This window comes from Streptosporangium sp. NPDC001681 (assembly GCF_040298085.1).
In the GTDB taxonomy this organism is placed as follows: domain Bacteria; phylum Actinomycetota; class Actinomycetes; order Streptosporangiales; family Streptosporangiaceae; genus Streptosporangium.
The window spans coordinates 1-6978 of sequence record NZ_JBEOZN010000235.1; the positions used below are offsets into that span (position 1 = coordinate 1).

At 71.5% G+C, this 6978-nt stretch carries 7 protein-coding genes; 2 read left to right on the forward strand and 5 right to left on the reverse strand.

Features of this window, described 5'->3' with window-relative positions; translation table 11 throughout:
* Positions 1 to 191, reverse strand: a 191-nt coding sequence (locus ABT130_RS46435) for a hypothetical protein (protein WP_350966326.1), incomplete at its 3' end; no start/stop codon positions are given.
* A gap of 4 nt (positions 192 to 195) precedes the next feature.
* Between ABT130_RS46435 and ABT130_RS46440 the strand changes: the two genes are divergently transcribed.
* Together ABT130_RS46440 and ABT130_RS46445 are read left to right on the forward strand one after the other, a co-directional pair.
* A complete protein-coding gene (locus ABT130_RS46440; RefSeq protein WP_350966327.1) occupies positions 196 to 414 on the forward strand; it encodes a fumarylacetoacetate hydrolase family protein in 219 nt (72 codons plus the stop codon).
* On the forward strand, positions 411 to 1313 hold the full coding sequence (locus ABT130_RS46445) for a dioxygenase family protein (protein WP_350966328.1): 903 nt from the start codon (positions 411 to 413) through the stop codon (positions 1311 to 1313). The genes ABT130_RS46440 and ABT130_RS46445 overlap by 4 nt, the downstream gene beginning before the upstream one ends.
* Before the next feature lie 116 nt (positions 1314 to 1429).
* Here the strand turns inward: ABT130_RS46445 and ABT130_RS46450 are convergent, their stop codons facing one another.
* From ABT130_RS46450 to ABT130_RS46465, 4 genes are all read right to left on the reverse strand, one after another.
* Positions 1430 to 2074 carry a lysoplasmalogenase gene (locus ABT130_RS46450; RefSeq protein WP_350927477.1) on the reverse strand — a complete coding sequence of 215 codons (645 nt, stop codon included), beginning with the start codon at positions 2072 to 2074 and terminating at the stop codon, positions 1430 to 1432.
* A 443-nt stretch (positions 2075 to 2517) separates the two neighbouring features.
* Positions 2518 to 3639 carry a hypothetical protein gene (locus ABT130_RS46455; RefSeq protein WP_350966329.1) on the reverse strand — a complete coding sequence of 374 codons (1122 nt, stop codon included), beginning with the start codon at positions 3637 to 3639 and terminating at the stop codon, positions 2518 to 2520.
* A gap of 20 nt (positions 3640 to 3659) precedes the next feature.
* Positions 3660 to 4802 (reverse strand): hypothetical protein, encoded by a 1143-nt coding sequence (locus ABT130_RS46460; protein ID WP_350966330.1) that lies wholly within the window; start codon positions 4800 to 4802, stop codon positions 3660 to 3662.
* A gap of 13 nt (positions 4803 to 4815) precedes the next feature.
* Positions 4816 to 6978, reverse strand: a 2163-nt coding sequence (locus ABT130_RS46465; RefSeq protein ID WP_350966331.1) for a hypothetical protein, incomplete at its 5' end; no start/stop codon positions are given.

Below are 6978 nucleotides of genomic sequence, written 5' to 3' on the forward strand. Positions count from 1 at the left end.
AGGTTGGTGGGTGTGTTTTGGGCGGTTTTGTAACCGATCTGTTGCCTGGGGTGAGCTGCGCCCGGCTCGTCCTCGGGCCGAGGACGTGCCGGGCTCTGCTCACCGGTGACGTCCAGGCCGAAGAACCCCGCGGAGCGACCCGCCTCTCCCGGCTCCTTGACGAGCCGGATACCCTCGGTCTCCTCGACCAATGAGATGATCTTCCCGGCAGGGACGACTCCCTCGTTCAACAGCCGCGTGTTCACGCTCCGGCCCGGCGGCATCATCGCCACCGGAACGCCGTCCGGGATCGGCTACGCGCGTACACCCCCGTGGCTGCTGCACGACGGCGACGTGGTCGAGGTGGAGATCGGGAAGTCGAGCGGCGTCCGTACTCCAGTGATCAACACAGCGAGCGCAGAGGACTGGGCATGAGTGAGACCGTGAGCGCCGGGCACGGCCCGGCCGGCAGCCACCCGGTGACCGAGCAGGTCGTCGGCCAGCTCCAGGGCGCGGACACCCGATTGATGACCATCATGGAGAGCCTCATCCGTCACCTGCACGGCTTCGTCGAGGACGTGAGGCCGACGGCGGCCGAGTGGGAGGCGGGACTCGCCTTCCTCGCGCGTACCGGCTCGTTCTGCACGCCCACCCGGCAGGAGTTCGTCCTGCTCTCGGACATGCTGGGATTGACCACGCTCGTCGATGACGTGAACAACCAGGGACCGGCCGACATGACGCCGAGCTCGGTGGAGGGTCCCTTCCACTCCGTGGCCCCGCCGCGCGAGCTGGGTGACCTCATCGCCGCGGGCCCCGAATGGGGCCGGGCCGAGAGTGCCGTGATCCACGGCACCGTGCAGGACTGCCACGGGAACCGCCTGCCGGGTGCGATCCTCGACGTGTGGCAGGCCGACGACAAGGGCCACTACGACACCCAGGACGCCGAGCAGCCCGAAGGCAACCTGCGCGGTCTGTTCACCGCCGACGAGAACGGCGAGTACTGGTTCCGCACCGTGAAGCCCGCCAGCTACCCCGTACCGATGGACGGCCCGGCGGGCGACATGCTCCGCGCCATGGGACGTCATCCCATGCGCCCCGGCCATCTTCACATCCGCGTCGAGGCAGCCGGGCATCACACGCTGACCACCCACGTGTTCGTCAACGACGACCCCTACCTGGACTCCGACGCCGCCTTCGCGGTCAAGCCGGAGATCATCGTCGACTTCGAGCCGCGCGAGGACCAGGCCTCGATCGAGCGGTACGGGATGGACGGGCCCTACCTGGACGTCACGTTCGACATCAGGCTCGCCACCGAGTCGGAGATGAAAAGGTGATCACGGAGAGCCCCGGCACCTGCTCGCCACCCCGCTGGTGACGATCTCCCGAAGCGGGCCGATCGGATGTCCCCCTCCGGCGGAGGGGGACGTCCGCCGGAGGCGGTGTGACCGCCTCAGCTACGGAGGCGATCGACGATGCCCGAGGCCAGGAGGTACTGGGCCGCGACGTAGGTCGCCATGATCACCAGGCCGGTCATCGGCGGGCGGGGAAGGTCCGCCAGGCCGAACGCGATCAGCGCGTCGGAGAGCAGGAACAGGGCGCCCCCGGCCCCGATGCGCGGGCCGAGACCGGCGGCGGTCACCGCGGTGGCGGTCAGCAGCAGCGAGTAGACGGCCACCGGCAGGCGCAGGTCGCCCAGACCGGGCCAGAGGAGGAAGACCATGCCCGCCCACAGGACGCCGTAGACCACCGGGATCGCCGGACGGCGGCGCAGCGCCCGAAGTGCCCCCTCGCGGACGAGACAGGTCACGTAACAGACGTGCGCTCCGGCGAACAGGGCCATGCCCGCGAGGAAGAGACCGTCGATCTCCAGGGCCACATCACCGCCCCAGGAGAGCAGGAGCGCCGCCACCAGCAGGCGCGGTCCCCGCCGCGCCAGCACCCAGGCCGCGAGCAGCGGCATCAGCAGCGCCTTGGTCACCGAGTTCATCGGGCCTTCGCCGGCGGCGACCAGCACCAGATGGACCGCGGAACAGAGCCAGAAGGCGGTCAGCAGGGTGCGTGGGACCACCCCGGCCCTTAGAACATCATTCTGCACATCTGGATGCTAGGGCCTGCCACCGGGCAGGCCCAAGGCGCCCGTCGCCTTTCGACGGTACGCGGGTGCCAGGCGGCGTTCTCCGTACGACCCGCCGTGCCCGGCGGAGTCAAGGTGAACCGCGGCGCGAGGACGGACACACCGCCCACCGCGAGGGACCTCTCGATCAGGTGTCCGGCGAGAGACCCGCCACCGGCCGCCCGGCCTTTCGCCGGTTACCGGCCACGCCAGTCGACCACGTTCCTGCCACCGGGCAGTATTACCTGCGGTCGAATGCCGATCGCACGGTGCCCCTGGTGACGACACCCCGAGCGGAGGGCCTCCAGGACGCCAATGAGCCTGGCCAGATGCCCGACGTGTCCTTCTCTCCCAGGTGAGCGCCTGAACGGCGGCCGGTGGCAGTGACGACACCCCGATGAGCACAGGACACATAGGGATTCGGTTCACATGATGCGGTTAGTGCTGCCGTAGGGCAGCCACAGCAGGGAGAAGAACGGTTCGATGGGTTCGGGGCTGGCCGGGGGTCGTGCGTAGCGGCAGGTGATCGTGATCGTGGTGCCGCGCCGCACGGGCACGTCAAACGGGGTCTCGGCCGGGATTTTGCCGGAGTCGGCGTTGTCGGAGGTAAAGACCGCCCGGTACTCCTGGCCGCCGCCGTCGGCCAGGGCGGTCACCTCCATCTGGGCGGGCGTCGCACCGGCGACGGCCTGCACGCGGCCGATCAGCAGACCGTCGGTGTCGGACTGGAAGGTGTGCGGCCGCTCCCGCCCGATCTCGATCGAATGGCCGGCGCCGATCAGCCGCACCGTCCCGGTGGCGGTCAGGTCGTGGGTGCGCAGGTGCGGCAGGGCGACGGTGACCAGGGTGGTCAGGACGCGTTCGGCGGTGCTGCCGGGCAGGCGGGCGGCCAGGCGGAATGCGGTGGTGTCGTGCAGCGGCGGGGAGAGCCAGGTGGTGACGTCGGAGACGTCGGCTTGCCCGCCCGAGCCGCCGTGCTCGCCCGCCCAGGTCAGGGTGTAGACGGCCGGGGAGCCGCGCCAGGTGAGTTCGGCGTGCCCGCCGTTCGGCACCATGAGGAGTTCGGGCCGCAGGTCGCCGAAGAAGAACCCGTCGGGGAACTTCGGCAGCGGCAGCTCCATCGTCTGGGTCTGCCAGGTGAGGCCGTCGGAGGAGGTCTCCTCCTCGATGCGCAGGGTCGCGGTGCCGGGGGTGGCGTTGGCGGTGACGCCGGCCAGTTCCAGGGTGAGCGGGGTGACGCCGAGCAGCCAGCCCCGAGGTTGGGTGGGCAGGGCGGTGAAGGTGACCGCGCTGGCGGCGTCGGCGGCGTCGGCGCGGGTGAGCCGCCAGCCGCCGCCCTGGTCGGCGTCCTCGCCGCCCTGCACCGGCTGCGGGGTGATGGCGGCCGGGGCGGCGGTGAAGTGGGCGGCTCCGGTGCCGGCCGGCAGGGACAGCGTGATCTTCCGGCAGAAGGCGGGGGCCATGGCACGCACGGTGAGTCGCAGCAGGCAGGGGCGGCCGGTCTGCGGCGGGTCGGGATCGAGGGCCAGATCGTAGGACAGCAGCATGCGGGCTCCCGAAGGGACGGTCAGGCGGTGGGAGGGGTGATCTCGTCGAAGGTGCCGGCGCCGCGGGGCAACCAGGCCAGGTTCAGGGTGTCGCCGTCGTTGCCGGCGTGGTAGAGGCGCACCTCGGCATCCGCCGGGATCGGGATGCTGATCGGCGTCTCGATGGTCGTCCCGGCGCTGTTGTCGGAGCTGAAGCGCATGGTGTACTCGCCGGTCGCGGCCCGGTAGACGGTCGCGGCCAGCGTGGCGGCCGGCTGCCCGCTGGCGGCCTGCAGGTATCCGACGACGGTGCCGTCGGTGCCGGCTTTGAAATACCGGGCCTGGCCGCGCGGGGGCGCGGCGATCGCCGCCCGCGGCCCCTGCATCCGCACGACGCCGTTGGCCTCCAGGTCGCCGACCGTGAGATTGGGCTCGGTCACGGTGACGGCGGTGGTGAGCGCGTAGATCAGCGGCGCGCCGCCGGAGTCGTCCTGTGCCATGAGCATGAACCCGGTGGTGCGCTCCAGCGCCGGAGACTCCCAGCTCAGGTCGCCGGTGACGGACTGCTGCTGGTCGTCCCAGTGCATCGTGTAGATGGGCTTGCGGCTGGCCTCCCAGGTCAGTGTGACCTTCTCGCCGCGCGGCACGGAGATCCGGTCGGGGCGCAGATTCTGGAAGGTGAACTCCGCGGGCCACTTGTCGATGGGGAAGGGCGGGTCGAGCTGCTTTTCGGTCAGGGGGGCGGAGCTGTCGGCGGCTGTCCATTCCGACACCTCGATCTTGACCGAGCCCTGCGTCTTGTTGACGATGAGGCTGGACAGCACCAGGGTGACCGTGGTGGCGCCTTTGAATTCGAGCTTGCGCGAGTTGGTGAACGTGAAGACGGCCTGTTTGTCGACCAGCTCGGCCTTGCGGGTCCAGTTCTGCCCGAACGCGGGCGGGCTGGCGGCCTCGACCCCGGTGTAGACCTCCGCGGGCGCGGTCTGCGACAACGCCTCCGGCGCCGCGCCGTGCAGGAACCGGATCTGGATCTTGTTGCAGTACACGCTCTGACCGGGGGGTGCTTCGATCTTGAACTCCAGCCGCAGATCCTGGTCATTTTCGCCGCTGATCGGCACGGGGGCCGGGACGGTCTTGAGGGTGTAGCGCAGCAGCGTCCCGGCGGAACGGGCGTGGATGGCCATCGGCGTGCTCCGTTCAGGGCTGTTCGGGGATGTCGGTCACGGCCGGATGCAGCAGCAGGTAGCCGGCGCGCGTGTGCGGGACGGCATCGCCGGGGTGGGCGGCGGCATCAGCGGCCAGCAGCGGCAGCTCCGTCCAGCCGAGGCCGCCGTCGCCGGGGTCGGTGTACGGCTGCGCCCATGTCCAGGTGCCGTGGTGGGCGGCGGGCTGCACGACGACGAGATGCTCCTGTCCTTCCGAACGGTTCTCCTGCTCCGGTGGCGGGGGGACGCGGACGGGTGCGAGCAGCGGGTTGAGGCGGAAGGCCGCACGGATCCGGCGCAGTGCCTGGTGCGCCAGGTCACCGGGGAGCCGCAGCTCGGTCACCGGCAGGATGTCGGTGGTGGCGTGCACGGGCACGTGCGGGTCGGCGAGGATCGTCAGGTGGTGGATGACCTCCTGTCCGGGCGGCCGGGCGGGCAGCGCGAGATGCTCGCCGTTGCCGATGTCCACCAGGTACGGGTCGTCTGTGGCGGGGGCGGCCACGTGCAGGCGCGTGTAGTCGCTCTGGCCGCCGGGGCCGGTGGCGCTGGCGTAGTAGCCGATCAGCCCATCCGACAGTTGGTCGGGCTCGCCGAGCCGGATCGGCCAGGTGTAGGTCGGGTACTCCTGCTGGTCGGGGTTCGGGTACTCCTCCGGGTCCGGCTTCAGCGCCTGGTCCCAGCCGGGATTGGTCAGTGGCCGGCCGCGCAGCTGAAGGGTGAGCCGGGTGCGGTAGAGCGCGACGGGGCGCCCGGTGAGCCGCGCCGGGGTCCGGTCGTCTTCGGCGGACGGGTCGACGACGCTCTCCAGCGTCTGGTCGATGGTGGCCAGCAGCGCCGCATACCGGCCGGGCGGGCCGACCAGTTCCCGGACGAACGGGGCGAGGTGCGGATGCTGTTGTGCCAACGCCGGATCGTCTTCGCGCCGGTAGGGCGAGCCGGGCAGCGGGGTGAACGCCACCGCCTCCTCGCCTGCCGTCCCGCGGATGATCCGGAGCTCACCGACCGGGTCGCCGTCGGGGCCGTAGATGAGCAGGTTGTCGTCGAGGTGGTTGACCAGCAGCCAGCCGGTGAGCGGCGAGTCCGGCCCGGCGGGCGCGGCCCGGCCCGCGAGCAGCGCCGTGTCGTCCTGCCCGCGCGCGAGCTCCAGCCGGACCCGGGCGTCGTGCAGCAGCCGGGGCGGCAGCTGGATAAACCGCTGGGAGTTCTCGATGCCGGGCGCCAGCTCCCGAGTCGGGGTCACACTGGCCGCCGGTACCGGCCGGAACTGTTTGAACCGGTCGCCTGGGACGCTGGTGATGACCGCGCAGCGGCCGAACCGGTCGATGATCCGCAGGTCCCGGAAGTAGAACTGGCCCGCGCGGACCGGCTGGAACCGGGAGCGGGAGTCGTCGCCGGGTGCGCCGGGGTCGGCGACGTGCCCGACGTCGCCGGTGAGCCGCGCGGTGTGTTCGGGGATGCGGGCGCGCACCCCGGTGTCGCGCATCAGCAGATGGTCGTTGAAGCCGTCGAGGGTCTGCGAGAGCAGGTCCATCGCGCCGTAGTCGGCGTGCAGGGTGCGCAACGCCCCGGCGTCGTCGGCCGCGTAGGTCTGAAGCAGCCGGTCGATCTGGGAGGCGACGACGTAGGGTGCTGCCGGGGTGACGAACGCCCGGCCTGCGAACGGCAGCCAGGTCGGCCCGGTGTAGCCGTCGCCGGGGTCGGCACCGGTGCCGAGCCACTCATAGGCGTCGTCTTTGAATGCCCAGTTCGCCTGGCCGTCGCTCATGTACGGCACCGCGTGATAGCGCAGGTCCCATTGGACGTACATGGGCAGCCACGGCTGCTTCCAGACGGCGGTGTACTCGGCGAGCGTGCCGGTCACCAAGCTCGGGTCCGCCAAGGCGGCCGCGAGCGCGGACCCCGAGCCGTCGTCGGCGGGGGTGATCGCGGCCAGGTCGAGCAGCGTGAACTCGCGCAATAGCGCGGCGACCGGCCCGGCCAGCTCGCCCAGGTCCAGCGGCGCGCTGTGCCCGGTGAGCCTCACCGGGGGGCGCGCCGCCTCCCGGCTCGCACGCGCCGGGACGGCCTGGATGTGGCCGCGCGGCGGCGGGGGCGGCGCGGGGGGCGGGGCCGGGGGGCCCCCCCCCCCCCACCGCCTGGCGGCCGGTGGCCTGGC

Coding starts and splice junctions, on each gene's coding strand:
- ABT130_RS46440 (WP_350966327.1), top strand. CDS start 196: ATGATCTTCCCGGCAGGGACGACTCCCTCGTTCAACAGCCGCGTGTTC.
- ABT130_RS46445 (WP_350966328.1), top strand. CDS start 411: ATGAGTGAGACCGTGAGCGCCGGGCACGGCCCGGCCGGCAGCCACCCG.
- ABT130_RS46455 (WP_350966329.1), bottom strand. CDS start 3,639: ATGCTGCTGTCCTACGATCTGGCCCTCGATCCCGACCCGCCGCAGACC.
- ABT130_RS46460 (WP_350966330.1), bottom strand. CDS start 4,802: ATGGCCATCCACGCCCGTTCCGCCGGGACGCTGCTGCGCTACACCCTC.